27 protein-coding genes are annotated in these 26,792 nt (G+C 38.5%); 17 read left to right on the forward strand and 10 right to left on the reverse strand.

All coding sequences use genetic code 11. The features are described 5' to 3' along the window. The first annotated feature begins 128 nt into the window (after positions 1-128). Complete coding sequence (locus AC570I_RS03370; protein ID WP_497404349.1) at positions 129-3,710, forward strand: PKD domain-containing protein; 3,582 nt, start codon at positions 129-131, stop codon at positions 3,708-3,710. A 4-nt stretch (positions 3,711-3,714) separates the two neighbouring features. Continuing rightward, positions 3,715-4,725, forward strand: coding sequence for a PorP/SprF family type IX secretion system membrane protein (locus tag AC570I_RS03375; RefSeq protein ID WP_497404350.1), 1,011 nt, complete (start codon positions 3,715-3,717; stop codon positions 4,723-4,725). 78 nt (positions 4,726-4,803) lie between these two features. Here AC570I_RS03375 and rpoN read toward each other — a convergent pair whose 3' ends face one another. After that, positions 4,804-6,276: an RNA polymerase factor sigma-54 gene (gene rpoN / locus AC570I_RS03380; protein ID WP_047797388.1), complete on the reverse strand. Its 1,473-nt coding sequence runs from the start codon at positions 6,274-6,276 to the stop codon at positions 4,804-4,806. A gap of 159 nt (positions 6,277-6,435) precedes the next feature. On the opposite strand from rpoN, the gene mscL reads away from it, so the two are divergent. Continuing rightward, a complete protein-coding gene (mscL, locus tag AC570I_RS03385; protein WP_047797387.1) occupies positions 6,436-6,882 on the forward strand; it encodes a large conductance mechanosensitive channel protein MscL in 447 nt (148 codons plus the stop codon). 44 nt (positions 6,883-6,926) lie between these two features. Here the strand turns inward: mscL and AC570I_RS03390 are convergent, their stop codons facing one another. Next, positions 6,927-7,799, reverse strand: a complete 873-nt coding sequence (locus tag AC570I_RS03390; RefSeq protein WP_497404351.1) for a ChaN family lipoprotein — start codon at positions 7,797-7,799, stop codon at positions 6,927-6,929. A 131-nt stretch (positions 7,800-7,930) separates the two neighbouring features. Here AC570I_RS03390 and AC570I_RS03395 point away from each other — a divergent pair, with 131 nt between their 5' ends. The 7 genes from AC570I_RS03395 (at position 7,931) to tsaB (ending at position 12,357) form a co-directional block, all read left to right on the forward strand. Then, entirely contained in the window at positions 7,931-8,710 is a 780-nt protein-coding gene (locus tag AC570I_RS03395; RefSeq protein WP_047797386.1) for a LiaF transmembrane domain-containing protein, read from the forward strand. 75 nt (positions 8,711-8,785) lie between these two features. Next, on the forward strand, positions 8,786-9,847 hold the full coding sequence (locus AC570I_RS03400; RefSeq protein ID WP_497404352.1) for a sensor histidine kinase: 1,062 nt from the start codon (positions 8,786-8,788) through the stop codon (positions 9,845-9,847). Beyond that, positions 9,825-10,559: a LytR/AlgR family response regulator transcription factor gene (locus AC570I_RS03405; protein ID WP_047797385.1), complete on the forward strand. Its 735-nt coding sequence runs from the start codon at positions 9,825-9,827 to the stop codon at positions 10,557-10,559. The genes AC570I_RS03400 and AC570I_RS03405 overlap by 23 nt, the downstream gene beginning before the upstream one ends. A 204-nt stretch (positions 10,560-10,763) precedes the next feature. Next, positions 10,764-10,922, forward strand: a complete 159-nt coding sequence (gene rpmH / locus AC570I_RS03410; protein ID WP_010601723.1) for a 50S ribosomal protein L34 — start codon at positions 10,764-10,766, stop codon at positions 10,920-10,922. A 66-nt stretch (positions 10,923-10,988) separates the two neighbouring features. Beyond that, a complete protein-coding gene (locus tag AC570I_RS03415; protein WP_497404353.1) occupies positions 10,989-11,387 on the forward strand; it encodes a ribonuclease P protein component in 399 nt (132 codons plus the stop codon). Beyond that, positions 11,371-11,601 (forward strand): membrane protein insertion efficiency factor YidD, encoded by a 231-nt coding sequence (gene yidD / locus AC570I_RS03420; protein WP_047797384.1) that lies wholly within the window; start codon positions 11,371-11,373, stop codon positions 11,599-11,601. The genes AC570I_RS03415 and yidD overlap by 17 nt, the downstream gene beginning before the upstream one ends. A 69-nt stretch (positions 11,602-11,670) precedes the next feature. After that, on the forward strand, positions 11,671-12,357 hold the full coding sequence (gene tsaB / locus AC570I_RS03425) for a tRNA (adenosine(37)-N6)-threonylcarbamoyltransferase complex dimerization subunit type 1 TsaB (protein WP_047797383.1): 687 nt from the start codon (positions 11,671-11,673) through the stop codon (positions 12,355-12,357). On the opposite strand, the gene AC570I_RS03430 is transcribed toward tsaB, so the two are convergent. Beyond that, on the reverse strand, positions 12,358-13,761 hold the full coding sequence (locus AC570I_RS03430; RefSeq protein WP_497404354.1) for a DUF5723 family protein: 1,404 nt from the start codon (positions 13,759-13,761) through the stop codon (positions 12,358-12,360). It abuts the gene before it with no gap. 29 nt (positions 13,762-13,790) lie between these two features. Continuing rightward, a complete protein-coding gene (locus tag AC570I_RS03435) occupies positions 13,791-15,359 on the reverse strand; it encodes a hypothetical protein (protein ID WP_497404355.1) in 1,569 nt (522 codons plus the stop codon). Between the two features lie 92 nt (positions 15,360-15,451). On the opposite strand from AC570I_RS03435, the gene AC570I_RS03440 reads away from it, so the two are divergent. The 3 genes from AC570I_RS03440 to AC570I_RS03450 all read left to right on the forward strand — a co-directional run bounded on the left by AC570I_RS03440 (position 15,452) and on the right by AC570I_RS03450 (position 19,110). Next, on the forward strand, positions 15,452-15,838 hold the full coding sequence (locus tag AC570I_RS03440) for a DUF423 domain-containing protein (RefSeq protein ID WP_047797380.1): 387 nt from the start codon (positions 15,452-15,454) through the stop codon (positions 15,836-15,838). Then, on the forward strand, positions 15,838-18,318 hold the full coding sequence (priA, locus tag AC570I_RS03445) for a replication restart helicase PriA (protein WP_497404356.1): 2,481 nt from the start codon (positions 15,838-15,840) through the stop codon (positions 18,316-18,318). The genes AC570I_RS03440 and priA overlap by 1 nt, the downstream gene beginning before the upstream one ends. A 135-nt stretch (positions 18,319-18,453) precedes the next feature. Then, on the forward strand, positions 18,454-19,110 hold the full coding sequence (locus AC570I_RS03450) for a protein-L-isoaspartate(D-aspartate) O-methyltransferase (protein WP_047797378.1): 657 nt from the start codon (positions 18,454-18,456) through the stop codon (positions 19,108-19,110). A gap of 51 nt (positions 19,111-19,161) precedes the next feature. On the opposite strand, the gene smpB is transcribed toward AC570I_RS03450, so the two are convergent. Then, the gene (smpB, locus tag AC570I_RS03455) at positions 19,162-19,611 is read right to left on the reverse strand and encodes an SsrA-binding protein (protein ID WP_047797377.1); all 450 of its coding nucleotides are present in this window, start codon (positions 19,609-19,611) and stop codon (positions 19,162-19,164) included. Positions 19,612-19,808: 197 nt separating this feature from the next. Between smpB and AC570I_RS03460 the strand changes: the two genes are divergently transcribed. After that, a complete protein-coding gene (locus AC570I_RS03460; RefSeq protein ID WP_047797376.1) occupies positions 19,809-20,291 on the forward strand; it encodes a TlpA family protein disulfide reductase in 483 nt (160 codons plus the stop codon). Between the two features lies 1 nt (position 20,292). On the opposite strand, the gene AC570I_RS03465 is transcribed toward AC570I_RS03460, so the two are convergent. Together AC570I_RS03465 and AC570I_RS03470 are read right to left on the reverse strand one after the other, a co-directional pair. Next, a complete protein-coding gene (locus tag AC570I_RS03465; RefSeq protein ID WP_497404357.1) occupies positions 20,293-22,155 on the reverse strand; it encodes an Nramp family divalent metal transporter in 1,863 nt (620 codons plus the stop codon). Continuing rightward, the gene (locus AC570I_RS03470) at positions 22,142-22,804 is read right to left on the reverse strand and encodes a metal-dependent transcriptional regulator (RefSeq protein WP_497404358.1); all 663 of its coding nucleotides are present in this window, start codon (positions 22,802-22,804) and stop codon (positions 22,142-22,144) included. Before AC570I_RS03470 ends, AC570I_RS03465 begins: the two co-directional genes overlap by 14 nt. Before the next feature lie 126 nt (positions 22,805-22,930). On the opposite strand from AC570I_RS03470, the gene AC570I_RS03475 reads away from it, so the two are divergent. Next, entirely contained in the window at positions 22,931-23,401 is a 471-nt protein-coding gene (locus AC570I_RS03475) for an Lrp/AsnC family transcriptional regulator (protein ID WP_010602066.1), read from the forward strand. A gap of 62 nt (positions 23,402-23,463) precedes the next feature. Here the strand turns inward: AC570I_RS03475 and AC570I_RS03480 are convergent, their stop codons facing one another. From AC570I_RS03480 to AC570I_RS03490, 3 genes are all read right to left on the reverse strand, one after another. Further along, the gene (locus AC570I_RS03480) at positions 23,464-24,132 is read right to left on the reverse strand and encodes an alpha/beta hydrolase (RefSeq protein WP_497404359.1); all 669 of its coding nucleotides are present in this window, start codon (positions 24,130-24,132) and stop codon (positions 23,464-23,466) included. A 4-nt stretch (positions 24,133-24,136) separates the two neighbouring features. After that, positions 24,137-24,817 carry a uracil-DNA glycosylase gene (gene ung, locus AC570I_RS03485; RefSeq protein ID WP_497404360.1) on the reverse strand — a complete coding sequence of 227 codons (681 nt, stop codon included), beginning with the start codon at positions 24,815-24,817 and terminating at the stop codon, positions 24,137-24,139. Between the two features lie 67 nt (positions 24,818-24,884). After that, positions 24,885-25,403, reverse strand: coding sequence for a thioredoxin family protein (locus tag AC570I_RS03490; protein ID WP_497404361.1), 519 nt, complete (start codon positions 25,401-25,403; stop codon positions 24,885-24,887). 115 nt (positions 25,404-25,518) lie between these two features. On the opposite strand from AC570I_RS03490, the gene AC570I_RS03495 reads away from it, so the two are divergent. Both AC570I_RS03495 and AC570I_RS03500 read left to right on the forward strand, forming a co-directional pair. Next, positions 25,519-26,058 carry a YgaP family membrane protein gene (locus AC570I_RS03495; protein WP_047797371.1) on the forward strand — a complete coding sequence of 180 codons (540 nt, stop codon included), beginning with the start codon at positions 25,519-25,521 and terminating at the stop codon, positions 26,056-26,058. A 147-nt stretch (positions 26,059-26,205) separates the two neighbouring features. Then, complete coding sequence (locus AC570I_RS03500) at positions 26,206-26,760, forward strand: pyridoxamine 5'-phosphate oxidase family protein (protein ID WP_047797370.1); 555 nt, start codon at positions 26,206-26,208, stop codon at positions 26,758-26,760. The last annotated feature ends 32 nt before the right edge of the window (positions 26,761-26,792 follow it).

Consider the following 26,792-nt stretch of genomic DNA (forward strand, 5'->3'; position numbering starts at 1 on the left):
ATCCGTTAGCACAATATAAAAAGTGTTAAATTTCCATTATTGTCTTTTTTGTTCTATTCTTTAAATGGTATATTGCATATCTATTTTGAATAAAATGTCTTTCATAAGCCGAATAAACTAATAAAATAATGTGTAAGCTTTGGCTATTGGTTGGTGTGTTTCTATTATTTCTGTTGCCAGCTACTATTTTCGGGCAAGCGACCTCCAATAAGGGAAAAGATTTTTATTTGCCATATTCAGCACACGTGGATGGTAAAACCTCGAGGATGAACCTGATTTTATCTGCAGATTACAAAACAAATTATAAGATATCTGTTGGGAATACAGTAGTTGCTTCGGGAACGATAAATGCAAACAGCTCAGCTCCGATTGTTATTGATCCTAATTCAATTAATGTTTACATCGAGAGTTCTGAGGTTGTGGAATCGAATATGGCTGTTCATGTTGAGACTGATATGCAGATATCTTTGTATTGCATTATCTATAACAATAACAGGACTGGTGGAACAATGGTGATTCCAACCACAACCTTAGGCAAAGAATATTATGTTTTTTCTCATGAAAACCTTGGAAATAAAGGGGCAAACATTTATTCTGAGTTCAGTATTTTAGGGACTGTTGATAATACCCTTATTAATATTGTTCCAAAACAGACTTCCAGAACTGGGGGCCATACTGCAGGTGTACCTTTTTCTATAACGTTAAATAAAGGGCAAATTTACCAATATCAGGCTGTTGATGACCTCTCGGGAACTTATATCAGCTCTGACGGTGATTGCAAACCCATTGCTGTTTTTTCCGGAAATAGTTGGGTTGCGTTTTGTGAGTCTGGTAACTCGAGAACTCCATCAGGTGGGGATAATTTATATCAACAATTGTTCCCTGTATCTGCCTGGGGAAAAAACTTTGTGACCTCCCCATTTTTTAACACACTACACGGAAATACTGATGCGTTTAGAATAATTGTTGCTGAGGATAATACTAATGTAACTGTAAATGGGAGTACTACATCTGCAAATGGAACTACTTTAACAAACCCGTATAAAAAAGGTTCAATCATCAATTTTTATTCTACGGGCCCAAATGTAATATCCAGTGATCGTTCAATTGCGCTGGCTCATTACCAGACTTCCCAGACCTGTAATCCAAGCAATACAGGGGCAAATGCAGATGCACCTTTTCCTGGTGATCCGGAAATAACGGTATTAAACCCAGTTGAGCAAACGCTTAATGATATTACTGTTTTCTCTGACATAAAGAGCTTTTTGGGTACAAAAACCAACATCAACAAATACTTTATTAACGTGGTGATCAAAACTGCGGAAGTTGCATCGTTTAAATTAGATGGTACTGCTTACTCATCATCGTTTGTTCCGATTGCCAATTCCGATTATAGTTATGCTGTAATTGATGTAACAGGCCTACAAGCTCAGCATAGACTGACTGCGAGTGGCGGGTTTTCAGCCATTGCCTATGGATATGGTGTTGTTGAGTCTTATGCATATCTTGCAGGTGCAAACGTTCAGAGTTATACTTTTCAGGCAACTGATCTTGCAGAGAATACCATAACATCGGGATGCGCAGGAGATGGATTTAAAGTTAAGATTAATCTTACTGGTGAGGCTACTGAACTGATTTGGAATTTAGATGGGGCGAACACAATAAAGCAAACTAATCCGGTTGCCATTCCTACTACCAAAGACGGCCTTCAGTTTTACACTTACAATTTTCCTGATGAGATAGACATAAACAAAGCAGGTGAATATAATTTTAGCGTACAGGTTACCTACAAGAACGCTAACAATTGTGGTAACATGGAAACCATTAGTAGCGGGTTTATTATTTATGAAAAGCCTGATGCCACTTTTAATGTTTCCGAACGGGTATGCTTAGGGAATTCTGTAACACCAGTAATCGTAAACGGCAGTACCAACGCTCCCGTAACTAAATGGAAGTGGCAGTTTGATGACGAAGTGATTGAAACAGAAAGTCCTGTATACACATTTAAAACAACTGGATCGCATATCATTAAATTATCTGTATCCAACTCGGGGGGATGCTGGTCAGATGTGATAGAAAAGAAAGTGGAAGTTTACCCGGTATCTCAAAGCAAGTTTGATGCACCTGCTATAGGCTGTGTGAATGCGCCGGTTACCTTTACTGATCAATCTACCGTTGATAATTCTGTTAACACATCTTCAATTTCTTTCTGGAAATGGGATTTCAACGATGGTACAAATCCTGAAACTAGAACCGACAGTAAGCCATTCACGCATGTTTTTTCCAAAATAGGTGCATACACTGTAAAGCTTTATACCACCAGCAGTGCAGGTTGCAGTGGCACAACATATGAAAAAAGGATTGACATTACGGCAATTCCAACGGCCGACTTCACTTTGCCCGATGTATGTTCGAGTGATTGCTTAACCACATTTGTAAATATATCGGTAGATGCTTCCGATGGGGCAGGAACCTTTACTTATAAATGGGACTTCGGCGACCCGGCGAGTGGAGCAAATACGTCAACCGAAAGAGATGGTAAACATCAGTATGTAAATCCAGGTCCTTATGAGGTTAAACTCACCATCATTAACTCCAATGGATGTGAAAATACCAGTACTAAATCTTTTATCGTTAACGGACGTGTAGATAAAGCTGAATTTATGGTGCTAAATATTGATAATTTATGCAGCAACAATGATGTCGTGCTCAGGAGCGGTTTTACGGCGCTGGTAGGCAAAGTTGTAAAACTCGAAATTTATAAAGATTACACCGCAACAGGAGTCAACACGATTACCAAAACGGTGATGTATCCTAATCAAACCGATGAAATTCATTTAACCTATGATGCTTTCGGAGGAAATCAGGTTCAGAAACATACCATCAGGATTGTGGGTTATACCGGTGACAATTCTGTTTGTACAAAAGAGGCGATTCAGGAAATCACTTTAAAGCCTGTGCCCCGGATTTTATTCAACGATATGGCTTCAGTTTGTGAAAATGATGGCAGTGTGATGTTTACTTATGCCAACGAAACTTCAGGAATCATTGGGAAGGGCATTTATACGAGCGATGGCAAAGGCATGGCCGAAGATGGTCTCTATAATCCGAAAGTTGCCGGTCCAGGAAGTCATATGATTACCTATACCTTTAAGGCTGATAATGGTTGCGAAAATGCAGTGACAAAAACAGTAGAAGTTTATGAGTCGCCTGTAACTGATGCAGGCGAAAGCATTTACATTTTGGCAGGTGGTCAACTTCCCCTTCCTGCCACAGCCGAAGGCAAAAACTTAACCTACAGCTGGTCGCCGGCGCTGGGGCTTAACCGTACAGATGTACTAAACCCGGTAGCGGCACCGGAAAAAGATACCGAATATACCCTCACTGTAACTACCCAGCCCGATGGTTGTATGGCAACTTCATCGGTTATGGTTAAAGTATTGCAAAGTATAAATCCGCCTAATGCATTTACGCCCAACGGGGATGGGGTAAATGATGTATGGTTAATTAAATATTTAGAATCATATCCACTTGCTACTGTTGAGATCTTCAATCGTAACGGGAACAAGGTGTTTTCCAGTAATGGATATCAGACTCCATTCGACGGAAATTATCAGAATGAACCATTGCCCGTAGGTGTATATTATTACATTATTAATCCGCGCAACGGCCGGAAAACAGTGACAGGACCATTAACAATTATCAGATAGAATTTTGAAAAAGCTCATTTTTATTTTAGCAGTTTTTCTTACACTTCAGGGGTTTTCGCAGCAGAAACCACAGTATACCCAGTATATATTTAATCAATATCTGCTCAATCCTGCTTTATCGGGAATTGAAAATTATATGGATTTCAAGGCGGGGTACAGGAAACAATGGGCAGGGATTAACGACGCGCCGCAAACATCGTTTGTGTCAGCACATTGGGCACTAGGAGATAACCAGCTTTGGAGTAATGCACTGACTTCTTTTCCGGAGCAAACAGGTAACCCAATGGACCGCAATTATACGCAAAACTATACGTCATCTCCATCTCACCACGGTATGGGTGTAACGGCAGTATTGGATAAAACAGGGCCAATAAAGCGGGTGGATGCAAATGTGACTTATGCCTACCATTTACAGCTTAACAATAACTTTAATTTATCTGCAGGCGTTGCCGCCGGTGTTTCCAGTATTTCGCTTGATGTAAATGCTTTAACATTTGACACGCCGTATGATCCGGCACTGAACAGAGCGTTGATCAACCAGGTTAAACCTGACCTGAGTATCGGGTTATGGTTATATGGCTCACGATTATTTGGAGGTTTATCTGTTCAGCAGATTTTACCACAAACATTAAGTTTTACCGGAGATGAATCATACAATGTGGGTAAAGAGGTTCCGCATTATTTTGCTACTGCAGGATACAAGTTTTTCTTTGATGATGAAATCGCAGCCATTCCTTCAGTAATGATCAAATACGTGGAGCCAAGTCCGGTTTCATTTGATTTAAATATGAAAATTGCTTTTAGAGATCGTTTCTGGCTGGGCGGAAGTTACCGGAAAGATGATTCCTTTGCTGCAATGGCTGGTTTTAACATAGGCAAAATGGTTAATCTGACTTACTCGTACGATTTTACAACTTCAGATTTGAATCAGGTGAGCAATGGCAGTCATGAAATTGTGCTTGGACTGATGTTGAACAATATTTACAAGGTCCCATCATACATTAAAATCTGGTAAGGCTTTTTGAACTCCTAACTTTAGGTTGTAACCCCAGTACACAAATGGCTTACAACTAACACAGCATGTAGAACAGCTCTATAATTCCTTTCTGAGGCGGGCAACGGGGATATTCATTTGCTCACGATACTTTGCAACCGTTCTGCGGGCGATGTTATAACCCCTGTCTTTCAGGATTTCAGTTAACTTTTCATCGGCAAGCGGTTTGCGTTTGTCCTCATTACCAATACAATCTTCAAGAATTTTTTTAACTTCTTTGTTGGAAACTTCTTCACCATTTTCGGTTTGAATGGCTTCAGAAAAAAAGGATTTAAGCAAAAAGGTGCCGAATTCCGTTTGAACGTACTTTGAATTGGCTACCCTGGATACTGTAGAAATATCCATATCGATTTTATCAGCAATATCTTTCAAAATCATAGGGCGCATTTTACGCTCATCTGCCGTTAAAAAATATTCATACTGATAATGCATGATGGCATTCATGGTTTTAAGCAAGGTCTGCTGTCTTTGCTTAATGGCATCTATGAACCACTTTGCTGAGTCAAGTTTTTGCTTTACAAACTGAACGGCTTCTTTGAGCTTTTTATCTTTTGAGGCAGCCTTATCATAATGCTCGAACATTTCCTGGTAGGAGCGGCTTACTTTAAGCTCGGGTGCATTTTTTGAATTGAGAGTCAGAATTAAAATGCCGTCATTGTTGCTGATGTGAAAATCCGGGATGATCTGCATTTGCTTTGTTGTAACCTGGTTCGCATCACCCGGTTTAGGATTCAAACGCAAAATTTCATTCACTACTTCTTTCAGCTCCTCGCTGTCAAGGCCGAGACTCTTTTCTAATTTATCGTAATGCTTACGTGTAAATTCATCCAGGTAGTTCTCCACAACATTCATTGCTTTAACGATGATCGGGTTGCTGGCGTCTTTCCTTTTAAGCTGGATAAGCAGGCATTCTTTTAAATCCCTGGCACCAATTCCCGGAGGGTCGAAGCTTTGAATCAGTTTCAGCATTTCCAGTACATCTTCTTCTTCCACCATTACATTCTGTGAAAATGCCAGGTCATCGATCATTGAGCTTAGGGGGCGGCGCAAGTAGCCATCATCATCTAAACTGCCTATAATCTGTTTGCCGATTATGAAATCCTGATCAGATAAGGGTACTAGGTCCAGTTGCTCCTGCAGACTTTCAAAAAAAGTACTTTCTATCGCTATAGGTGTTTCTTTTTTTTCTTCATCATCATCGCCGTTATTGTAATTGGTGCTATAGTCGTTAGCGCTATCATCTTGCAGATAGTCATCAACATTAAACTCATCCATACCACTTTCCTCAGATGAGCTTTCGTAATTATCCGGGGTATCGTTCAAATCATCATACTCACCTTTCGGCTCATCCTGTGTCATTAAACTTGGATCTTCGAGTGCTGGATTTTCTTCCAGTTCTTCTTTAACACGCGTATCTAAAGCAACTGTTGGCACCTGCAACAACTTAATAAACTGAATTTGTTGTGGTGATAACTTTTGTAATAATTTTTGTTGTAAATGTTGCTTTAGCATAAGTAGTAATAGAATTGGAGCAAAAATAAACAAATCATTTCAGATATTTGGGGAATTAATCAAATGCTTTTGTTATGTTTGGTTTTAAAATCATCCCTTAAACATATGCATGGGCATTATGTTTGCTAATTTGAAAATAAATATATTAAAATTTAATTTATGGGATTTGTAAAAGAATTTAAAGAGTTTGCCATTAAAGGCAATGTAGTAGATCTTGCTGTCGGTGTTATCATTGGTGGTGCTTTTGGAAAAATTGTGCAGTCATTGGTAAATGATTTGATAATGCCTCCAATAAGTTTGTTGATAGGAGATAAGGGATTTACTAATTTTTATTTTCCATTAAATGATAAGGTTAAAGCTGCGTTTGAAGCAAATCCTGATCTTTCACTCGAAGAAGCGAAAAAACTGGGCCCTGTTTTCGCCTGGGGTAATTTCGTAACTGAAATCATTAATTTTTTGATTTTGGCATTTATTATTTTCCTCATGGTTAAGGCTATTAATGCTTTGAAACGTAAGGAAGAAGCCACGCCAGCTGCACCTCCGGCACCAACCAAAGAAGAGGTATTGCTTACAGAAATAAGAGATTTGCTAAAAGCAAAAGCATAAATTGGAAATCCGCCTGAGAGGCGGATTTTTTATTTGGTATCAACTTAATAGCTTCTTTTAACTTTCGGATCGGTAATGATCAAATAATCTGCCAGGTTGCTAAACTTACTCCAGTCCGGATTCTCAAAACTATCATCGGAAAAAGCTGAGATGTTCAGGATTCTGGCTTTAGGTGCATAACGCATTAACTGAACAAAGGTTCCTAACTTTTCATCGCTGTGAAAGCGACCGTTTATCTGAAATATTTTAAACGCTTTGTTGTTTTTCATGAACCTGCTGATTGACCAGGCCATGGTCGCATCCCAGAAGTTCTGAGTCTGATATACTTTCATCGACCCCATGCTATGTCCGCCCAGTAAATCATTAAATTTTTGATAATATCTGCCGGATGCTGTATCAATAGGGATTGGCGGTAAAAAGACGAGGGATGACTTTGGAAACGATTGCAAAATAACTAATCCACCTTTTGTTACCGCGTTACTATATCTGGCAGCAGCATTAGCCGCGATAACTGGTAATTTCCCCAATTTGGCATACTCGATTAGTGGTTTGTAATCTTTATAGTTTGACCATGCTCTGCTGTCTTTAACAAAGTTCTTTTCAGAAATGGCGTCAGCAAGATACTCGTCAACTACTGGCTGAACATCTGTGTGGAACATTTCCATGCTTAAAGCTACCTGTTTCTGGTATTTTTCGTTTAATAATCTGAATATTTCCAATTCCAGGAAATGTCCGATTGAGTCATTGTGCTCTTCGCCAAAAAATAGTACATCTGCTTTACTCATATCGGATATAATCTCGCCCAATGAAATTACCCTGTGCTTTTTAACGTCGTAGACTTTAAATCTCGTATGGATATCCTGGGCAAAACATAAAGAGGAAAGGCTTAATCCTACTACTATTAACCAATATTTCATAGTCTCAAAATACGCAAATATTTTTCACCGATGAAATGCAGCCGCTCACCGCCATTCTTCGAATCTTTAAAGCCAATCCATGGTCATTTTGATCTCTTATAAATACTTTTGATTATTAAATATTATAACACATGGAAAATCTAAATATAAACGGACAACATTCGGCTAAAAGTTCTGGACGGATTTTAAGTGGTTTGGTTATTGTGATTATCGGGCTTGCCTTCCTGCTCGATAACATGGGACTGGATATCCCCAACTGGGTATTCAGTTTCTGGACATTCTTAATTGCATTAGGTTTGTTTTTAGGCGTTAAGCGCCATTTTAAAGGAATTGGCTGGCTGATATTAATCTTAATTGGATCATATAATACCATCGACAATATGGGCTTTGATATTGATGTATCAAAATATGCATTAGGATTTGGATTGGTGATTATCGGCGGGTTTTTAATCATCAGGCCAAAAGATTCGCTGAGGAGTAAGAAAACTTTTAAAGAGAACCTGAAATCAGACTTCGGCTTCAAGCAAGGCGCTGAAGCGGGCTATAATGAAGCAAATCAGCAACCAACAGGGCATGATTTCATCGACGTAACTGCGGTTTTCGGTGGTTCAAACCAAACAGTTTATTCCAAAGATTTCAAAGGAGGAGACATCTCAGCCGTTTTTGGCGGGGCCGACATCATTATGACGCAAGCTGATTTTAATGAAAGGGCGTCCCTTGATGTGACTGCAGTTTTTGGTGGCATCAAGCTGATTGTTCCTCCAACCTGGGCAATAAAATCGAATGTGACCGCAATTTTTGGAAGTGTAGAAGATAAGCGCGGGCACATGCTTCCGATAGATCAGATGCAAAAAACATTGTATCTTGATGGTACAGTTCTGTTCGGTGGAATTGAAATTAAAAGTTTTTAAAGTATTTGAACAAAATGCCAGGCAGAACTCGTTCTGCCTGGTTTAGTAAACGAACTACCATTAACTAAACACGCTTTGACAACTAGACCTCTTTCCGTAACCCGAATACAAAAAACAGCCCTTACCATAGCCATTGCATGGTTTGTGTTGTGCACTGTCGGGTTGCATTATGTAGTTAACTTTTCATGGTTAATTTCTTTTGCCGACAGTTTTGTAAGTAACTTTTTGCTGGTGATGGCCTGCATTGCAATAAGCAATATGCTTGGATATTATCAGCCCAAAAACGAACGTATTTTGTATGTACTGATTATTACTTTGGCATTAACTTTCGTCATTATATACGCTGCCAAGTACACCATATTATATGTGTTTTCTGATTTTAAGGAATACCTCGATTTCTATAATTTTTCATTTGCATTTCGGGGATTAATATCTTTTATGTGTTTAGGTTGGTGCGCATTGGCCAATATCCTCTGGTACAGACTTGAAGAACAGTCCGAAACGCATGAAAGATTATCGGCCGCCAAAACCCTGGCGAAGGAAGCAGAATTAAATAAGCTCCGTCATCAGCTTCAGCCGCACTTTTTGTTCAATAGCTTAAACTCTGTCTTTGCGCTTACGATGGTAAATCCTAAAGAGGCCGGAGTCATGATTACCAAGCTGGCTTCATTTCTTCGCGGAACCCTGAAACGCGATGACGAATTATGGGTATCTGTTGAGGAAGAAATGGAATATATTCAGCTTTACCTCGATATAGAAAAGGTACGGTTCAGTCACCGGTTAAATATAGAGGTAAACGTAGCAGAAGACACACTTAACTTGTGCTTGCCGGGAACTTTGCTTCAGCCAATTGTCGAGAATGCGATTAAATTTGGATTGTATAATACATCTGCAGGGATTACGATTAAAGTTGATGTTACTGTAGATCGTAATATTCTCGAGTTGCGTGTTCAGAATCCATTTGATCCTGAAATGAAAGCTGCAGGCGGTACCGGATTTGGATTGAGCGCTATCAAAAGAAGATTATATTTGCTGTTTGCCAATCCTCATTTATTGCAAACGGAAATTGAGGCAAATAATTTATATATTACCACCCTAAAAATCCCGCAGAAAGATGATCAAAACGATTCTAATTGATGATGAACCTTTAGCCAGAGATATTGTTAAGTTTTATCTTACGGATCATCCTGAAATTGAAGTTGTTGCCGAATGTTGCGATGGGTTTGAAGGATTAAAAGCAATTTCAGCCCATAAACCAGATCTAATTTTTTTGGATATTCAGATGCCAAAAATAAGTGGGTTCGAAATGCTGGAACTTGTAGAAGATAAGCCTGCTGTAATTTTTACAACTGCTTTTGATGAATATGCAATAAAGGCCTTTGAAGTTAATGCGGTTGATTACTTGTTAAAACCAATTGACAAAGGCCGTTTCGATGCGGCGATGAAAAAATTACCATCGCGACTCAACCAGACGGAAAGTACGGAGGCAGTTTTAGATGCAGCAGCATTGAGCCCTGCACAAAACAATAGGGTAGTGGTAAAAAAGGATGGCGTAATCAAAATTATTCCAACAGGAGATATTAACTACCTCGAAGCTGATGATGACTACGTAAAGCTGAGTACAACTGATGGCACATTTTTTAAAAATAAGACCATGAGTTATTTTGAGCAGACTTTAGATCCAAGTCAGTTTATTCGTATCCACCGTTCTTATATCATCAATTTAGCCCAGGTTACCAAAATCGAACTTAAAGAAAAGGATAGTTACGTGGTGCTGCTCAAATCTGATATCTGGTTGCCTGTGAGTAAAACGGGTTATGTAAAATTGAAAGCTGCCTTAGGGTTGTAAGATCGCTTTAGGTGACTTCATAGCCATTGGAGATTCGTTTTATTCAGTTTTTCTTGATCGGAGATAGAAAGGTCAGGCTTTTAAAAAGAATTGCTACATTTGGTTTTAATTAAAAAATAAAATTAATCAGACTTGCAATTGTAGAGAAATCGCTTTATATTTGCACCTCTTAATTTTGAAATTATAATAAGATAATATACAGTCATGAAAAGAACATACCAACCTTCGCAAAGAAAGAGAAGAAACAAACACGGCTTCCGCGAAAGAATGGCAACAGCTAACGGCAGACGAGTATTAGCATCACGTCGTGCTAAAGGAAGAAAAAGATTAACAGTTTCTGACGAACGCAAGCATAAAGCATAATTTTTGATTGCTTTTCCGGACTTCCGGAATCTGCAGATCAAATCTGCAATTATCAATCAAGAATATATGTACACATTCAATAAAGAAGAACGGTTATGCAGCAGAAAACATTTAGATCTGCTGTTTAAGAACGGTTCTTCTTTTTTATTATACCCCTTTCGTATTTCCTATCTTTTTATCGAATCGCCTGCTGAGGTTAAAGCTCAGGTGGTGATTAACGTTCCTAAAAAAAGATATAAGCGGGCAGTAGATCGTAATTTACTTAAACGCCGCATCCGCGAGGCCTATCGCCTTAATAAGCAGGAAGAATTCTACAATCAGCTGCCTTCAGATAAAGGTTTGTTACTCTTTTCCATTCAATTTGTAGGCAAAAGCAAATACGAGTTTGCTTTTATGCAAAAGAAACTAATCGCTACGTTTAAACGTTTTAAAACACTCATTCGTCCTGATGAGCATCATCAATAAAGTATTTGGCTGGATATTTCTAGGCTTGATAAAAGTTTATCAATATGCCATTTCACCTTTACTTGGAGCTAACTGCCGGTTCACGCCAACCTGTTCGCAATACGGCATAGAAGCTATCCGGAAGTATGGTCCGTTTAAAGGCGGATGGATGGCGTTGAAACGCATAGGCCGCTGTCATCCCTGGGGTAAACACGGGCACGATCCTGTACCCTGATTTTAATCGTAAGTTCCCATAATACCCGCTCAGCTTTTAACCTTCCTCCTTTTACCTTATATTTGCCGCATGGCTAAAATACTTTTAATAGAAACAGCTACGCAGGTTTGTTCTGTTGCTTTATCAATTAATGGGAAAATAGTTTCTGTTAAAGAGGAAAGCGGACAAAATTTACACGCAAGTAACCTCACTTTATTTATTGAAGAGGTTATGCAATCGGCAGCTTTAACTTATCCTGACCTGGATGCCGTTGCAGTAAGCAAGGGGCCAGGGTCGTACACAGGATTGAGAATTGGTGTTTCTACAGCAAAAGGATTATGCTATGCCTTGGAGAAGCCCTTGATTGGTATTGAAACACTGCGGATGATGGCAGCAGGATTTATGACCGAAAATCTGGACTATTCTGGCCTGATTTGTCCGATGATTGATGCCCGGCGAATGGAGGTATATACCAGTATTTACAACGCCAGCCTGGATGTTCTGGAACCTACGTCGGCCAAAATCATAGACGAAACCAGCTTCAGCGATACACTATCTCAGCATCAGGTTACGTTTATCGGTGATGGAGCTGCGAAGTGTGCAGCAACACTGGTTTCTGCAAATGCGGAATTCAATGGCGGTAATTTTAACTCCTCCAAATATATGTGTGCTTTGGCAGACAAAGCCTACCAAAGCGGGAGTTTTGAGGATGTGGCGTACTTTGAGCCTTTTTATTTAAAAGACTTTGTCGTAACCCAGTCTAAAAGTAAAGTCTGATTACTTTCTTTTAAAAATTCCAAAAAGATTTCTGAAGAAGCTTCCCTCGTTTTTATCATTGATACCTGGCATGATATCGCTGAACTGAGGATGGTTAACAGTATTGCCAAATTTAATGCCTACACCCATATAAAAAGAGGCTCCATTCGGACCAGAACCAACAGTAGCATCGCTTTTAATAGTGCCAATGGTTTGAAAACTTGTTGCTACAAGATTGTCGGTACCTAAAAAGAGCTCAAAATTTGGGGTCTGGTATTTGGCTTGTAAACCAACCATAAAAATATCGTTCAGGTTGTATAATGGCGTAATGCTACCCGAGAAATTATTGGTGATGAATTCGTTTACAAATGCAATGTCACCACCTTTATAAAACAGGTTTTTTGATGCTACAAAAGCTGGCTTATAGAACCCATACCTTCTTGATGCATACACATCGAGTTTGGCATTTGTAGGTGCAAGGAATTTCTGTGGAGTCTGATTCAGCAAAAATAAATCGGTAATCTGCTGATCGGTATCTGCAAATTCAAGATCGTTTATCGGTTTGAACTGGTTTATTGTAGTACGCTGCGTATTGCTTCTCCACCAGATAAATCCCAGGTCTTTAATATTGGCCATTAAAAACAAACCTTTTTTAGTTGTATAATTTGTACCGAAGGAAAGTGATACCCCCGGGTTTTTGAACGTTGGGAAAAATGTCTTTTTCTCTATTTCTTTGGTGTCACTGAAATTCGCTGAGTATGTTCCGGCTAAACCAATCAGTAATGATTCTGACTCTGGATCTACATAAAGGTAAGAATCGGTCACGTCTAATTTGTTGTATAAAATACCACTCAACAAACTTGCTTTAACGCCAAAAGCGAGTCTTTTATTCCAGTTTTCACGATAGGTAATACTGAACTGATGGTAGGTTTGCTCATATCCTTTTGAGTTAAAAATATCATTATACTCCTGCCCCTCGTTAAACCGTTTATATGAATCAAATATTGCCAGACTTTCATTGGTGTAATCTATCTGCGCATCTGATCTGATTTGCCATGACAAACCCAGTTCTTTCTGGTATTTATATGATTTAAATAACCGGAACGCAGCTACATAAATATTGCTGTTTTGATAAAAATGGTTGTATTCGCCGGTGCCAAGCGGTAGCGATCGGGTATCATAAATACCTTCTTGAGTAAGTCTCCTCAATGCATACTTGGACGTTCCTTTATTAAGTGAATTTGTGCCGAAATAGGGTAGGAAAAAATTAGAGGAGAATTTTCTTGAAGAGTCTAAAGTAAAAGATTTTTGTGAAGGGTTTTCGAAAGCATCAAACATAGTTCTGCTGCCAAAAAGCGCATATTGTTGTGCATTTGTATACTGGAAGCCGGCCAAAGCCAGCAACATAAATAAAAGTTTCTTCATGTAAATTAGTTTTCTGGCTTGTTTTCTTATTAACGGTTGCTTAACGAATCTGGTATTGGTGGTTTTAAATATTTGTTTAATAGCAGGTTAGTTATGAATTTGTTCTTATCTGCACTCATTTGATAACAAAAAGTATCAAAGCTTTTTAAGCCACTATCGGCTCTTAAATGACGGTAGAACGGTAGGTTAATGTTAGCTCTGAATAGGTCTGCTGCATTTTTAGTGCTGATATAGTAAAAAACATTTGAAGTGCTTGTAATCTGATTCATGGCATCAAGATAGGCTGGCGTTTGAATCAGTAAGCGGTTGTTCTTATAATTATTTAAAAGCACCTGCACAGTGCTTGCATTGTTTGCGACAATTAAATAATTATCAATAATGGTGTAATAGGGTCTGCCAAACTTTTTAAACGGATCTCCAAAATAACTGAATAATATATCCGGCGCTTTAAATAGCTTCACATCCTCGTTATAGTCAGCGCTGGCATCCAGTAACAATTGTTTAACCTTTTCACCATTGGTCAGAGCAATGGCGCCGAGTTTTTCGGTTGTGTTCAGCTGAAAAAGTATAAACTGGTTTTTAGTGTAAGCAGGGAAAACAGTATTCAGGTCAATCCGGTATTCATTTCTGATTTTTTGTATAGTTGCCTGTACTTTCTTATTTTCTTGATTTTTAGATTGAAGGCTGATGAGTTTTTTTAACCAGTTCTGATAGTTATCAAAAGAAAACAGTGTAAAATTAGCCGTATTTTCTGGTAGAATATTCTGAATGCTCGTGGCTTGGGCAGGCATATTTTCAAACAAAGTGAAGTAGTTGTTACGGTCATCAATCTGGGTGCTCCCATTAAAAAGAATCTTTTCCTTACTGAAATTGTAATTTAATGACGCAAAGCTGTTCTGTCGGTTGAATACGGACAATTCTCCATTGATATTTCCTGCGATTATGTTTGTAAGTAGGAGGGGAGCTTTATTGAAATTAATATAAAGTGTTAGCAGAGTGTTCGTGCTGATTTGACTATTTGCTTTAATGTAGGCTGTGAAGGGATTTTCAATGAGTCTTACTGCTGCATCTTTTACCAGGTTTATTGATGTGGATAAAGTAATCACCTTTCCATGAATTCCAAGGAATACATTTAAACTTTCATTTAATTTGAGTACATAAAGATTTTTCTCCTTTTCTGTTATCGTGCGGCGAATCTTCAGATAACTGTAGAGTTTTTCGATTTTAAAATCCGGTTTAATCTGTGCAGTCAATAAATAGTTTAGTGTTTTATTCGAATCAGGTAAAATACTGATATATATTGGTTGATCCTGAATAAAACTGTTTAATGTAACATCATGCACTATACTTTCTTTGAGTGTATTTAAATACATGGTTTTTTCATTGCCAAGTACTTGCTGCAGGATGTGTTGACTCCCTATGATTTCGTAGAAACTTTTATCGTTTTTGAATGAAAATACCATCGCCGCATTATTGGTAGCCGATTGTAAAGCAAGGTCTTTGGCGTTGTTTTCATTGTTTAATTTAGAAAAATAGTAATACGCCATAAAGGCAATTCCTAAAAATAAAGCGGTTACTAAAATGATGATCTTTTTCATTTGCTATGCAACAAATTTAATTTATTACATTGATTAGTGAGAAGTTCTTTGCCAATTTATTAATTTAGCGTTTGCCTTGGACGCAAACAGATATGAATAAACGAATAATACTTACTGCTTCTTTTTTTGGATTTGTGGCTGTTTTACTGGGTGCTTTCGGAGCACATGGTTTAAAAGCCCTGATTGATGGCCCTTCGCTTGAAATCTGGCAAAAAGGAGTTGATTATCAGTTTTACCATACCTTTGCGCTATTATACCTCTCTACCTTTGCACGTTACCGTAATAAGCTGATTAATATTGCTTATTTCTGTTTTACATTCGGGGTTATTTTGTTTTCAGGTTCGCTTTATTTGCTGGCTACCCGGAGTATATTGAAACTGGATTTTGTAAATTTAATTGGACCGGTAACACCAATTGGAGGCTTGCTTTTTGTATTAGGTTGGGTAATGTTGTTTTTTGCAGCATTTAAAGATAAATAATGGACAATTTCGGGACCGATATTTTTTCAGAAAGAGAAACACTTTTTGTTGAAGTTATTTTGCCTTTATCTCTGGCGAAAAACTATACCTATCGTGTGCCTTTCGACCTGAATGACCAGATAGAGATTGGCAAAAGAGTAGTTGTGCAGTTTGGTAAACACAAAATTTATACAGCACTCATTAAGGCAATTTCAAAGCAGCCACCGCTTGTTTATGAAGCCAAGTACATTATTGATGTGATAGATGCTGAGCCGGTAATTACCGCTACACAACTTAAATTCTGGGGTTGGATGACTGGTTATTACATGTGCAATGAGGGCGATGTCATGTCGGCTGCTTTACCTGCAAGTTTAAAACTGGCCAGCGAAACCATTCTGGTACTCCGCGATGATTTCAGTGATGAAATCGCACTGAGTGAAAAAGAGGAAGTGATTATTACGGCCTTAAAAAAACAACAGAAACTTACGGTTAATGATGTTTCTAAACTTTTGGGTCAGAAAACGATATACCCCATCATTAATGGTCTGCTGGATAAAGAGCTGGTTTTGGTTGCAGAGGAAGTGGTTCAGAAATATAAACCCCTGCTTAAATCGTTCATTGTGTTAAATGATTTTTATAACGACCAGGATAATTTAAAGCAGCTTTTTGCCGTTTTAGAACGTGCCCCTAAACAGCTGGATGCCTTATTAGCCTATTTAAAGCTGCAGAAATCTAATCTGCAAATAGCCAAAGAGACTTTGTTGGAAGAAAGCAATTGTGGTGCAGGTGCATTAAAAGCTTTGACCGATAAAGATATTTTTATGGTGATGAAACGCCCCGTAAGTCGGTTGGCTTTCAACGACGATGAATTTCATTCCAGTTTTCAGCTGAATGCAGGTCAGGAAACTGCATTGAACCAAATTAATCAGGCTTTTGAAGAAAAGGATGTTGTGCTTTTGCATGGCGTTACAGCATCGGGCAAAACACAGGTTTATATCAAACTGATTGAAAAAATTATTCAGAATACCGACGGACAGGTGTTGTTTTTGCTACCGGAAATTGCATTAACTACTCAGATAGTTGAACGGATAAAGCGCTACTTTGGAAATGCAATTGGCGTTTATCACTCCAAGTTCAACAACAGCGAACGGGTAGAGATTTGGAATAAGGTAAGAACAGGTGCTTTTAAAGTAATTTTAGGCGCACGTTCCGCAGTTTTTCTTCCTTTTCAGCATTTGAAGTTGATAGTTGTCGATGAGGAACATGAGCCATCTTATAAACAGTATGATCCTGCACCACGCTATCAGGCCCGGGATGCGTCGATCTACTTAGCTTATCTGCACCAGGCGAAAGTAATACTGGGGTCGGCAACCCCATCGTTGGAAAGTTATTATAACGCTTTACAGGGGAAATATGGCCTTGTAGAAATGAGAGAAAGATTCGGAGGCGTTCAGCTTCCTAACCAGCAAGTGGTCAGCATATCCGAAGAAACTAAAAACAAATCAATGGTTTCTTATTTCTCCAGTGTTCTGATCAAAGATATTGATCTTGCACTATCCAGAAAAGAGCAAGTTGTTCTCTTTCAAAACAGGAGAGGTTATGCCACCATTTTGATCTGTGCAACTTGCGGCTATACGCCGAAATGTGTCAACTGCGATGTGAGTTTAACATATCATAAAAGTAGCGGAAAACTCCATTGCCATTATTGTGGCTACCACCAGAGTAGTGTTAATATTTGTCCGGCCTGTGGCTCAGTGCACGTTGAACAAAAAGGTTTTGGAACTGAGCGCATCGAAGAAGAGTTGAAATTGCTTTATCCGGATGTGAATATTGCCCGGCTGGATATGGACAGTACCAGAACAAAAAATGGTTTGCAGCAGATTCTAAATGATTTTCAGGACAAAAAGACGGATATACTAATCGGTACGCAAATGGTAGCCAAAGGTTTGGATTTTGATAATTTAAATTTAATCGGCGTAATTAATGCTGATACACTTTTAGGTTATCCGGATTTCCGGGCTTATGAAAGAAGTTTTCAACTACTTGCTCAGGTGGCAGGAAGGGCTGGCAGAAGGGCGGATCAGGGCAACGTTTGTATCCAGACTTATGATGCAGATAACCGGATTATTAAACAGGTAGTTGAAAATGACTATGTTGGTATGTATAACGATGAGATTGCTGAAAGGGAAAGGTTTCTATATCCTCCTTTTTCCAGAATGATCTTCCTTTATATCAAGCATAAAGATTCGCACGTCCTGGATCATGCAGCGCTTACGTTGGCAAATATTTTAAAGGCAAAGTTTGGCAAGCGGGTACTGGGACCTGAGCAGCCACTTGTGAGCAGGGTACGTAACCTGTACATCAAACAAATCATTATTAAGGCAGACAGGCATACTGCTATACAAAAGGTAAAAGACGCCTTGCGCGATACACTTACAGAGTTTAATGCAACTAAAGAATTCAAGGGTATTTTCATACAAATAGACGTTGATCCTTATTAAGAGTTGTTCACTGATTCGAGAAGTAGCTGTGTGGATAATCTATCGTTCTCAAATTCAGCTAATCGTTATTTAATCACTCAATAATTGAGACGCCACCCTTGAATCACCGTTTAAAAAAGCTAATTTTGAGACTTCATGGCTTATAAATTTGTTGATAATTACCGGGAACGTGGAGCGAGAAAGAAGTTGGTTGAACTACTGAAGTCTCGCGGTATTGAAGATGAAAATGTGCTGAAGGCAATCGGTAAAGTTCCACGTCATTTCTTTTTTGATGAAACCTTTTGGAATCAGGCTTACAAGGATATTGCTTTCCCTATTGGCGATGGACAAACCATTTCACAGCCTTACACTGTAGCCTACCAAAGCGAGTTGCTCCATATTAAAAAAGATGACAAAGTTTTAGAAATAGGTACAGGATCTGGATATCAAACCTGTATTCTGATGGAGCTTGGTGCTCAGGTATTTACCATTGAAAGGCAGGAAAATATTTATAAGAGAACTGTTCAGGTGCTTCCCGGTATGGGGTACAAACCAACGTTTTACTGTGGTGACGGATCAAAAGGAATTGCAAAACATGCCCCTTACGATAAGATTATCGTTACAGCAGGAGCACCACTTGTTCCCGAAATTCTTTTGAAACAATTAAAAGTCGGTGGTATCCTCGTGATCCCGGTAGGGGATGAGAAGACCCAGAAAATGGTCACTGTGATCCGTGTGAGCGAAACTGATTTTGAAAAGATTGTATTGGACACCTTCAGGTTTGTGCCATTAGTTGGCGATCAGGCGTGGTAATGGTTAGAATTTATTACCTGAACATTCACTACTAAACTTCGAAGTGGGGTACTATCTTTTCATAGCCCGATCCAGTTCACGTTTTGTATCCCTGTCTTTAATACTGTCTCGTTTGTCGAATTCCTTTTTACCCTGAGCAAGTGCAATTTCCATTTTAGCAAAACCACGCTCATTTATAAAAATGCGTAAAGGAACAATAGTATAGCCTTTTTCCTCTCCTTTCAATTTTAACTTCCTGATCTCTTTTTTTTGAAGAAGCAACGCACGGTCTCTCTTGATATCATGGTGGTAAAAAGAGCTGTGCGAATATTCCGAAATATGAAGGTTGCGTACATATAAATTTCCACCAATAAACATGCAAAAAGCATCAGTCATATTAGCTTTACCTTGCCTGATGGCTTTAATTTCAGTTCCTAAAAGTGCAATGCCCGCTACGTATTTATCTAGTAAATTGTAGTCAAAATATGCTCTTTTATTTTTTATGTTAATATCGTTTTTCAAAACTTGAATGTTATAAATATAAAATCAGCTAAAAAGCCGGGTTGCAAATATCTTAAAAATTGATGTGATAATTTTGATTATCTTTTATTTCATTCGCCTACGAAACAACAAAAAGAAAACTCATCGGTTTGTAAAAGGTAAAATGATGTATCTTTTCGTTGCGAATTATAATTAAGTTTGAACATTAAGTCTTCAAAATGAAATTTAGATACCTGATCCTCGCATTATTTCTTGGGCTATGCATTCATGCCAACGCTCAACAGCCAACGCTTTTGCCTCAGTTTACTTTCTTTAAATTGGATGGAAAGCCGTTTTCCAATAAAGACTTAACACAAAGTAAACCCAACCTTTTTATTCTCTTTGACTGCACCTGCGAACATTGCCAGCGGGAAACTAAATTGCTGAATGAAAATTATGCGCAGTTTAAGAACGTAAATATTTACATGATTACGCTAGATGATGCTTATATCATTCCTCAGTTTTTTAATTCCTACGCAAGGGGGCTTAATAGTAAACCGAATGTAACTGTGCTTCAAGATAAAAAGCAAATGTTTATTCCTGCATTTTTGCCGAAAATGTATCCGGCAATGTATCTCTATTCTCCGGCAGCAAAATTACTGGCTTATAACGCCGGTGATGGTGGCATTAAAAAGATGATTAAAACGATAAACAAAAAATAAACTATCTGATAATTAATACCGGGATGTTTACTTTATGACGAACAGAGTCAACCGTTGTTCCAAAAATCAGGTCTTTCAGTCCTTTGTGACCGTGAGCGCCCATTACCAATAGTTCAATTTCGTTTTTGTTGGTGATGTCGGCTATGGACTTCGCTGTACTCCCGAAACCAATAAACGGCGTAGCATCGTAACCAAGGTCTCCCAGATTTATCCTGTATTTCTCCAGATTATCAGCATCGCTTTGCGTTTCATGATCCATTGTATTTTTGCCATGGTATCTTGCAGCGGCGGTTTCTACAACATGGATCAGGTGATAATGGGCATCCTTTCCACCTTGGATCAACGCATGCCGGATGGTATTAACATCATTTTTGGAAAAATCGACTGCTATACCAATTCTCTTGTAGCTGATTTTCTCAATTTTGCCAATCTCCAGTGCATTGCCGTGTGGAACCATTTGCCTTTCGCGGTTTTTCTTCTCGATAAGCGGATGAAAGAAAACGTATAAAAGAAGGAACACAATTCCAATAAGGGCAGGTACTACAAATACGTAAATCCACCAGTTATTTGCTCCCGTCGCCCAGCCTCCGATCTCCTCTATCACGAGCTTCACATTTAAGGCAATAATGGCTAAGGCGCTTCCCCACGCCAGTACCTTCACCCATGTTTTAATGGCAAAATCCTTCATCAGTTTTTTATCTGATGTAAAGTGTATCAGCGGGATGATTGCAAAACCTAATTGTAAGCTCAAAACAACCTGACTTAAAACCAGTAAGCCCCCTAATGCGTCGTCGCCATAATGAAGAATAGTAAAAAATGCAGGTATAATTGCCAGCAAGCGGGTTATTAATCGGCGTAACCAGGGCTGAATCCGAAGGTTGATATGGCCTTCCATGATGATCTGGCCAGCTAGGGTACCAGTAACCGTGGAGCTTTGCCCTGCGGCAATCAGTGCAATTGCAAATAGTGCAGGGGCCACATTTCCGAAAATATTAGAAAGCAATTTATGGGCATCCTGAATTTCGGCTACTTCATGTAACCCATTTGTGTAAAAAGCGGCTGCGGCAAGAATTAAAATGGCTGCATTTACAAAAAATGCCAGGTTCAACGCAACGGTGGTATCAATCAGATTAAATTTTAAAGCTTCCTTGATGCCTTTGTTAGTCCTTTCAATTTTCCTGGTTTGTACCAGAGATGAGTGCAAGTACAGGTTATGGGGCATTACGGTCGCGCCGATAATGCCAATAGCGATATAAAGTGCATCGCCACCCAGAAGTGAGGGCTCGAAGCCCCTTGCAATTTCCTTTAATGAAGGCTCAACAATAAACATTTCTACCAGAAAGGATATACCCACAATAAAAACCATTGAGACAATAAAACCTTCCATCGCGCGCATTCCCCTATTTAACAGAAAGAGTAGTAGGATAGTGTCGAATATGGTAATGGAAATACCCCAGATTAGCGGCAATCCGAAAAGTAGTTGCAAACCAATTGCCATTCCTATGATTTCGGCCAGGTCGCATGCAATGATAGCTGTTTGCGCAAGGCCAAATAATGGTATATTGGCCCAACGTGGATAAGCGTGTTTGGAAGCCTGCGCCAGATCCAGCCCTCTTACTATTCCCAGTCTTGCACTCAAAGATTGGAGTAAAAGGGCAATCAGATTCGACATGAGTAATACCCATATTAACTGATAGCCAAATTTGCTTCCCCCGGCTAAATCTGTAGCCCAGTTCCCAGGATCCATATAGCCAACACTGATCAAGTAGGCAGGGCCGATAAATGCCAGAATTCTACGCCAACCTTTTCTTTTATTTGTATCTACGCTTTGATGTACTTCACTTAACGATTCAGTTTTTGCCATTAGTGCTGATTAAAATATGTTTTGCAACTTCTCTGCTAATGTTAATTTGTTTATTTTCCACCAGTATTTCCACAGAACCGTCGAAATCGGTAACATCGGTAATCTGAATTTGTTTCCCAAGTGTTAAACCTAGTTTCTCCAGATGCTTTAAAAATGCTGAACTGTGTTGACTTACGCCTGTTATCGTTCCGCCGTCGCCTATTTTTAGATCAATTAGTTTGATGAACTGTGTCTTGGCAAACCGACCATTCTTATCAGGAATCGGGTCGCCATGGGGGTCAGATTTTGGAAAACCTAAAAATTCATCCAAACGTTCAATCAATGCTTCTGATTTAATGTGCTCCAATTCTTCGGCAACTTCATGAACCTCATCCCACTTAAAATTTAGTTTATCTACTAGGAATACCTCCCATAACCGGTGCTTTCGAACAATATCTATTGCCGCATTTTTGCCTCTTTCGGTTAAAGTTACACCCTGATATTTGATGTAGTCTACAAAACCTTTATCCGCAAGTTTTTTAATCATGTCAGTAACTGATGCCGGTTTAGTTTGTATTTGTTCGGCTATTGCATTTGTTTGAACAGTATTGGTCGATTCAGATAAATGATATATAATCTTAAGATAATTCTCTTCAGTAAAGCTCTGCATTTATGTTGCTCTAATTTTATTTTTAGGTAAATCTAAAAAAAATATATTAAAATATATTAGATAAATTTTGTTAAAATTTAGAATATAATTTGGTTATGTTTGTATTCTCAATTCCTTTGAATTAATATGGCATCAGAATTAGATAAAATTGATTTTAAAATCTTAAGAATCTTACAGGAAAATGGTAGAATTACGAACCTGCTTCTCTCACAAGAAATTGGTTTATCGCCAGCACCTACGTTAGAGCGGGTTCGTAAGCTTGAAATGGCGGGTTACATCAAGAGCTATCATGCCTTGGTTGATGAAGAAAAACTTGGATTAGGAATCAAAACATTTATTCAGATTCAGTTGGATTTTCATAAAAACAATACCATACAAATTTTTTTAGATGAGGTGAATCAGATCAAAGAAATCACCGAGTGTCATCACGTAACTGGTCAGGCAGATTTTCTTTTAAAAGTCTATGTGAAAGATATTAAATCGTATGAGCGTTTAATCATGGAGAAAATCAGTAAAATCTCTGTCGTTAAAACATTCCAAACGATGATGATCATGTCTACTACCAAGAAAGAGCCAATAGTGCCTTTGGAGTATTGATTTAGATCCCAGCGTCTACAGGTAAATGCTCTTTTTTGTTCAATGCCTGTACTGATTCTTAGTCAGGATGTGGCAATATCTTTTCCCAGCAGCAGTACGTTAATAATTTTCGAAATTTCCACCGCATTCTGGTATACCATGAAATGTGTTCCATTATTGATTACAAAATCGGGTTTAGCCTTTTTCGAATACAGAATTCTGTCATGGGTTCCGTGTATATGATACAGTTGTTCAGGCGTTGTTTCATTCCTCCAGCCCAATATGCTACCAATTGCCCACTTCAAAAATTTGGCATCAGTATCTTTTATAATCAGGCTTAGAAGCTTCTTCTCAGTAATTGATTTTGTGCCGAAGAAGAGGTTTCGAGTAAGTCTGTTAGATGCCTTAATCAAACAGGATGGGACTGCTTTTATCAAATTCAATCTGCCAGCCACTTGATATAATAAAGGTAGGTTACTGCTTTGAATCGTACTTGATATAACAATGGTGCACATGGGGTTTAAAATTTTGGCTACCTCTACAGCGATCATACCTCCAAATGAAACCCCAACTAATGCAAAGGGTCGAGTAATGTCTATGACCCCACTTAACCTTTTGGCATAGCTTCGTAAAGATTCATTTGCAAATGGAGCAATCCAATCAACATGGATGATATTGATTCCCTGATCTAAGCTTAATTTCGAAAAAATCCTCTTATCGGCTCCAAGTCCGCTGATGAAATAAGCATTCATACCGTTATACCGGCAAACTCCAGTCTATCGGTATTAAATTATTTTGAATAAGCAGTTGATTTGTTTTGGAAAAATGACGGGATCCCAAAAAACCTGTATGCACAGAAAAAGGAGAGGGGTGGGGGGCGGTGAGTATATAATGCTTTTTCTCATCAATTAACGCTGCTTTTTGCTGTGCGGATTTACCCCATAATAAAAAAACGATGTGCTCACGTTTTTGCGACAATGATTTAATTATCTCATCTGTGAAAACCTCCCAGCCACGGTTTTGATGGGAGGCAGCCTCAGAGGCCCGTACTGTTAATGTTGCATTCAGTAGCAGAACACCCTGTTCTGCCCAGTGTGTTAAGTTTCCGTGACCAGGCGCTCTAAAGCCTTCGATATCCGACTCAAGCTCTTTGTATATGTTCTTTAATGATGGGGGCACTGCAGTACCGCGCTGCACCGAGAAAGATAAACCATGTGCCTGGCCGGCGCCATGATACGGATCCTGTCCTAATATTACAACCTTTACCTGGTCAAATGGCGTTGTGTTTAATGCGTTAAATATATCTGAACCTTTTGGATAGACAGTTGCTCCAGTTTCTTTTTCTTTTTGCAGAAAAGCTTTCAGGCTTTTCATATAATCCTTTTCGAATTCATTCTCTAAAACGGCTAGCCATCCTGGCTCTAAAGTTGCAGACATACTATTTTAATGTAAGTGGAAAGGTGAACGTTTAACGAAATGAGAACTCATAATAAAAATAAAAGTTTTAAGATTTTGTTTTGAAAATGGCTAACAGGTCTTCTTCAAGTGTAGTTTTAGGCCCTTCGGTAATTCTGCCGAGCTCTTTTCCTTTCTTGTCGAATACAATAAAAGTAGGTACACGGCTGATATCCAAGCCATCAATAATGCCGTTTTCGGCTTTTTTGTGACCATCTACAGCAATTAAACTCACGTTTTTTTCTTTGAAGTGAAGGTCATCAAGAATCTTATAAAAATTTGGAACATTTACCTTACTATCGCCACACCATGTGCCAAATACGATTGTAATTTTTTCATCCTTGATCAGTTTCTTCAATTCAATCAGTGTAGCGGCATCTGGAGTGTAAGCGGCATATAAAGGATCAAACATTTCCTTGAATTCCGGGAAAGAGGTGATGCCTTCTCGCGTACATTTGTTAATCAGAATATCCTTGCCTTTTGCTTCGTCGTGTATTTTTTTATTGATTTCTTGTGCAGAAACATTCATTGTAAGTATGATTAATGTTATCGAAAGTAAGTATTTCATGGTCATTCAAGTGAATTTGAGTTCTTTTAATTTTTTAATGAAATTATTGTTTTAAAATCTAATTTGTGCCATTTAAAAACGATATTTGCAAAAAAAATAATTACAATAAAAATTTATGCCAAATATTATTAGATTAATTGCGGGGTTTGCTTTACTGGGTGGCGCAGTAGCTTTATTTATTTTCGGCTTTTGGCCATGGGGCATTATTGCCATATTATTAGGCCTGATTGTATTGGTTACCTATTTCTTTAATGAGAATATGCTTTTAGCACAGTGGTTCCTGAGAAAGGATAATATGCCAAAAGCTAAACAGTTTTTAAATCGTATAACTGATTATGAGAAACAACTTATAAAAGTTCAGCATGGTTATTATAATCTGTTAGTAGGATTAATCGAAAGTAGAACAGCACCATTACAGAGTGAAAAATATTTTAAGAAGTCGCTTGCTTTAGGTATGCAAATGGACCACAATGTTGCTTTGGCAAAACTTAGCTTAGCAGGAATTGCAATGGCAAAACGTAATAAGCGGGAGGCAACAATGTATCTTGCAGAAGCAAAAAAGGCAGATAAGAATAAGTTATTGGCCGATCAGATCAAACAAATGAAGGATCAAATGGGAATGATGGACAAGCAGCAGCAAGTTCGTTACCGGTAATTAAACTGATATTTTCGTTTAAGCCATTTCTTAATTGAGATGGCTTTTTTTATGCATTGACATTTCTGCAGTCTTATGATATATGATAAAAATTCAAAACCAAACACATTTCTTAGATGTACTATATAGAAACAAATAATCACACCTATGGCAACATCACAAGAAGGAAGTACTAATAATACTCAGGAAGAAGATAATATCAAAGATTTAGGCGGCAAAGAGGCTGTTGAAAAACTCCGGGACCTGGCAGAAAAAGCAGAAAGTTGTTTCTTCTGTACAAATATAAAAACAGGAATTCCATTGTCTGTAAGGCCTATGGCCATACAACAGGTGGATGATGAAGGGAACATCTGGTTTATGAGCTTAAAAGACAGCCATAAAAATGAAGAAATTTCTGCCGACCCGTTTACGCATCTGCTCTTTCAGGCGGGCGCACATTCAGGATTTGTAAACATTTATGGTATTTCTGAAATCACCAGAGATCAGAAGAAAATAGATGAACTATGGAGTCCGTTAATCAAAACCTGGTTTCAGGGTGGTAAAGATGATCCGAATATCACACTGATTAAAGTAATCCCATCTGAGGGATATTATTGGGATACCAAGCACGGAACCGCTGTAGCATTCTTAAAAATGGCTGCTTCAGTAGTTACCGGAAAAACAATGGACGATTCGGTTGAAGGAAGTCTGGATATTGATTAATGGATTGGATTTAAATCCCCCTTGCCGTTTAT

The sequence above is a fragment of the Pedobacter sp. A2324 genome (genome assembly GCF_059693705.1).

Bases quoted from the DNA above. Each gene is read 5' to 3' on its own strand.
- AC570I_RS03500 (WP_047797370.1), top strand. From the start codon at position 26,206: ATGGCAACATCACAAGAAGGAAGTACTAATAATACTCAGGAAGAAGAT.
- AC570I_RS03460 (WP_047797376.1), top strand. From the start codon at position 19,809: ATGAAATTTAGATACCTGATCCTCGCATTATTTCTTGGGCTATGCATT.
- AC570I_RS03480 (WP_497404359.1), bottom strand. From the start codon at position 24,132: ATGAATGCTTATTTCATCAGCGGACTTGGAGCCGATAAGAGGATTTTT.
- AC570I_RS03405 (WP_047797385.1), top strand. From the start codon at position 9,825: ATGATCAAAACGATTCTAATTGATGATGAACCTTTAGCCAGAGATATT.
- AC570I_RS03470 (WP_497404358.1), bottom strand. From the start codon at position 22,804: ATGCAGAGCTTTACTGAAGAGAATTATCTTAAGATTATATATCATTTA.
- mscL (WP_047797387.1), top strand. From the start codon at position 6,436: ATGGGATTTGTAAAAGAATTTAAAGAGTTTGCCATTAAAGGCAATGTA.
- AC570I_RS03395 (WP_047797386.1), top strand. From the start codon at position 7,931: ATGGAAAATCTAAATATAAACGGACAACATTCGGCTAAAAGTTCTGGA.
- AC570I_RS03440 (WP_047797380.1), top strand. From the start codon at position 15,452: ATGAATAAACGAATAATACTTACTGCTTCTTTTTTTGGATTTGTGGCT.
- AC570I_RS03390 (WP_497404351.1), bottom strand. From the start codon at position 7,799: ATGAAATATTGGTTAATAGTAGTAGGATTAAGCCTTTCCTCTTTATGT.
- priA (WP_497404356.1), top strand. From the start codon at position 15,838: ATGGACAATTTCGGGACCGATATTTTTTCAGAAAGAGAAACACTTTTT.
- AC570I_RS03435 (WP_497404355.1), bottom strand. From the start codon at position 15,359: ATGAAAAAGATCATCATTTTAGTAACCGCTTTATTTTTAGGAATTGCC.
- rpoN (WP_047797388.1), bottom strand. From the start codon at position 6,276: ATGCTAAAGCAACATTTACAACAAAAATTATTACAAAAGTTATCACCA.
- ung (WP_497404360.1), bottom strand. From the start codon at position 24,817: ATGTCTGCAACTTTAGAGCCAGGATGGCTAGCCGTTTTAGAGAATGAA.
- AC570I_RS03495 (WP_047797371.1), top strand. From the start codon at position 25,519: ATGCCAAATATTATTAGATTAATTGCGGGGTTTGCTTTACTGGGTGGC.
- AC570I_RS03370 (WP_497404349.1), top strand. From the start codon at position 129: ATGTGTAAGCTTTGGCTATTGGTTGGTGTGTTTCTATTATTTCTGTTG.
- tsaB (WP_047797383.1), top strand. From the start codon at position 11,671: ATGGCTAAAATACTTTTAATAGAAACAGCTACGCAGGTTTGTTCTGTT.
- AC570I_RS03450 (WP_047797378.1), top strand. From the start codon at position 18,454: ATGGCTTATAAATTTGTTGATAATTACCGGGAACGTGGAGCGAGAAAG.
- AC570I_RS03475 (WP_010602066.1), top strand. From the start codon at position 22,931: ATGGCATCAGAATTAGATAAAATTGATTTTAAAATCTTAAGAATCTTA.
- AC570I_RS03490 (WP_497404361.1), bottom strand. From the start codon at position 25,403: ATGAAATACTTACTTTCGATAACATTAATCATACTTACAATGAATGTT.
- AC570I_RS03415 (WP_497404353.1), top strand. From the start codon at position 10,989: ATGTACACATTCAATAAAGAAGAACGGTTATGCAGCAGAAAACATTTA.
- rpmH (WP_010601723.1), top strand. From the start codon at position 10,764: ATGAAAAGAACATACCAACCTTCGCAAAGAAAGAGAAGAAACAAACAC.
- AC570I_RS03465 (WP_497404357.1), bottom strand. From the start codon at position 22,155: ATGGCAAAAACTGAATCGTTAAGTGAAGTACATCAAAGCGTAGATACA.
- yidD (WP_047797384.1), top strand. From the start codon at position 11,371: ATGAGCATCATCAATAAAGTATTTGGCTGGATATTTCTAGGCTTGATA.
- AC570I_RS03430 (WP_497404354.1), bottom strand. From the start codon at position 13,761: ATGAAGAAACTTTTATTTATGTTGCTGGCTTTGGCCGGCTTCCAGTAT.